2 protein-coding genes are annotated in these 2,037 nt (G+C 72.8%); both read right to left on the bottom strand.

Going from position 1 to position 2,037, the window contains the following annotated elements:
• Positions 1 to 140: 140 nt before the first annotated feature.
• Positions 141 to 1,286, bottom strand: a complete 1,146-nt coding sequence (locus VK611_15190) for a hypothetical protein (protein ID HMG42678.1) — start codon at positions 1,284 to 1,286, stop codon at positions 141 to 143.
• Between the two features lie 110 nt (positions 1,287 to 1,396).
• Positions 1,397 to 2,037: D-alanyl-D-alanine carboxypeptidase family protein (locus tag VK611_15185; GenBank protein HMG42677.1), on the bottom strand; the 641-nt coding region annotated here is incomplete at its 5' end.

The raw sequence follows: 2,037 nt of genomic DNA, 5'->3' as shown, positions 1-2,037 counted from the left end.
GGCGGCACGGGCGTCGACCACTGCGACGGCGGCACCGGCATGGCGGGCAACCGGCCCGAGGCCGATTCGGCCACCGGTTGGTGCAACACGATCGTCAACGTGCCCTGAGCCTCCGGGTCACGACCCCGTCCACGGACCACTCAGTGGACGGTCCAGAGCACGGGCCGGGACAGGCCGTCGACCACGGTGTTGCCGACGGCCTGTCCCCGATCGTTGAGGGCGTCCGGTCCGAGGCCGTGGCCCAGCTCGACCAGGTCGCCCCGGTCCCAGAAGAAGTCGCGGAGCTCGTTGCCGACCTGGAAGAACCCGACCACCTGGCCGCGCTCGTTGATCCGGGTGGGGGCGATCGGGGGACCGCCCGCCGTGCCGAGGTCGACCAGCTCACCGTCGTCCCACCGGTAGGCCATCGTCTCCTGCGACGAAAGCGCGGTGATGCCGATCACCTGGCCCCGATCGTTGATGTCGACGGCGTTCGAGATCGGGGTGGGCAGGTCGCCCGCGGGCAGGCCGAGCGGGACCTCCTCGCCGCGGTACCAGAGCACCGCCACTCCGAACGGCCCGGTCTCGGCGTCGGCGCGGATCCCGACCACCTGACCCCGCTGGTTGACCGCCGCGGAGATGCCCGACTCGCCGATCCAGGCGAACCTTCCGTGGCGCCACAGGAACGGCCGGCGCACGGACCCGTCCCTCGACGTCAGGGTCCCGGCCACGTACCCGTTGTCCGACAGGTCGGCGACGGCCACGTCGTACCCGTCAGGCGGGAGGATCGGGACGAACGTGCCGTCCGTCTCCCACACGCCGGACACGTCGCGGCCACCATCGCCTGGCGAGTAGCCGCCCAGGACCTGACCCCGCTCGTTGAGGTGACGCCCCGTGAAGCTCGTCGCATCGGGGCTGCCGTGCAGCTCGGTCACCCGTCCCCGGAACCAGAGGTACAGCCGGCGGTCGGAGCGGACGAGCACCTGACCGCGGTCGTTGATCTGGACGGCGGAGCCGCCCAGGACCGGGTCGGACTCCATCAGCTGGATGACCTCGCCCCGCTGCCACAGGACGGGCTGGAAGCTGGACTGACCGACCACCTGGCCCCGGTCGTTGACGTCGTGGGCGTTCCCGTTCGGTTCGATCCCCTCGACGTCGAGCAGCGGGAGCACGGTGGTGGTGACCTCCAGCCCGGGCGCCGGGTCCACCGGGCCGGCCCCGACCGGCGCCACCAGGGCGAGCACCAACCCGACCACCACGGGCCCCACCGCCCCGAGTCGCCAACCCCGTCCCACGGATCGCCCCATCGGTCGCCTCCCACCTCGAGAACCGCAAGTTACGGCAAGTAGAAACTAGGCCCTCGCCCGCCCCCGAGGGCGCCGATCGAGGTCCACCACCAGTCGCATCGGCGACGACCTCACGACCCGTCGACGCTCCAGTGCCACGGCTCCGACGGGAGGTTGTAGAGGCCGAGGGGCGGGGCGTGGGCCTCCATCCAGGTGAAGCAGGCGGACGAGCGGCTCTCGATCAGCGCGCCGTCGCACGAGAAGTCGACCGCCAGGCCCACCTCGTGCATCGACGACCCCGGCCGGGCGGTGGGCGGTGTGCACTGGCCCGACGGCATCTCGTAGATCGCGTAGTCGCTGCGGCCGCAGTGCTCCTGCCGCAGCTCGATCTGCCGCTCGTGGGAGCGGTGGCCGGAGCCGGTGAGCGTGTGGCCGTCACGCTGGGCGGCGACGACCAGGGCCTCCACGTTGGGGGCGATGCTGCGGGCCACGGTGATGCCCCGGACCGTCGCCAGGTCGACGGACCCGTCGGCTGCCGGCCCGGCCGCCGTCTCCTGGCGGTACGACTGGGCCCAGCGGAGCACGTCCTCGACGTACTCGCCGGAGTCGTTGTAGGCCCGGAGAGCTGCGGTGTAGTCGCCGGGGGCGCCGTTGCGGCCGACGAGGCGGGCCGCGGCGTGGATGGCGTCGTCCGGCTGCCACGGGTCGGCCAGGCCGTCGCCGTTGCCGTCGGTGGCGTAGCCGTCGCCCTCGCGGCCCTCGGGCACCGGCG

This window comes from Acidimicrobiales bacterium (genome assembly GCA_035316325.1).
GTDB lineage: Bacteria > Actinomycetota > Acidimicrobiia > Acidimicrobiales > VFJN01 > DASXTK01.
This window is presented reverse-complemented; position numbering and strand designations above follow the sequence as displayed.